We start from the raw sequence: 949 nt of genomic DNA, 5'->3' as shown, positions 1-949 counted from the left end.
TATTTTATATCCAGTCCATGGTGATAAAAACCATCATAAACCAGACATTTTTATTGGTGAGAATATAGACACTTTAAATGGGTTCTAACAAGTGTACTTCGTATAACCGCCATTATGTTAAATGACACTTAATCAACTAGTAAATCTATAGGCTCTATAGAGGAGTCAGAAAATTTTCCAATGTATTTGTCATAAGATTGAGCTGCTAAGCAAATCGCGACCATAGCTGTAAATACAATAATTTTATTCTTAATAGCCATCTTTAATTTCAACCAAATTTTATTCTGTTGAATAAAAGATATAAAAAATAAACCATCTAATCTAATATAGAAAAATCAACAATCTATCTGTTTTTGATATATGTTAACTTTTAAGCAATGTAATTATTTAATAAGTATCGTAGAAGAAGGGAGTTTTATTGCAGCTTCAGAAAAGCTATTTATTGCTCAGTCTGCTTTAAGTAGGCAAATCAAAAATTTAGAGGATAATTTAGGCTTTAGTATCTTTGATAGATCAGAAAAAAAAATAAAACTTACTCCTGCAGGACTAGCTCTTTATAAAGGCTTAAAGACCAATCTTGAGAACTTTAGTAATTCAATTGAATTAGCTAAAAAGATTAGCCAAGGAGAAGATAGAACAGTGAAAATTTGCCACTCCAGTAGCATTATATTGGATAAAAAAAAATTAAAAATCTTAGATGATCTATGTGAACAGTATAAAATTAATATAGAAATTAATACGGTATCTTCAGAAGCTCAAATTGAAGCAATATTAAGCGGTGACATTGATATAGGTTTTATTCGTCCTCCTATCTATCATTCTTTAGATGAACTAAGTTCTATAAGCTTATATAAATCATTTTTCTCTGTACACGACAAAAATAGATAACTCATTGAAATAATGTCACAATAATTGTTTTCTAACGACGAATACTATGACACATCTCAAT

At 28.5% G+C, this 949-nt stretch carries 1 pseudogene; it reads left to right on the top strand.

Features of this window, described 5'->3' with window-relative positions:
* Positions 1-360: 360 nt before the first annotated feature.
* A pseudogene (locus NI455_RS15350) lies at positions 361-852 on the top strand (LysR family transcriptional regulator); the annotation flags it as partial.
* Positions 853-949: the final 97 nt, after the last annotated feature.

The sequence above is a fragment of the Acinetobacter lwoffii genome (assembly GCF_024129435.1).
GTDB classification, from domain to species: Bacteria; Pseudomonadota; Gammaproteobacteria; order Pseudomonadales; family Moraxellaceae; genus Acinetobacter; species Acinetobacter lwoffii_F.
Note: the sequence above shows the minus strand (reverse complement) of the source record. Positions and strands in the feature narration are given on the sequence as shown.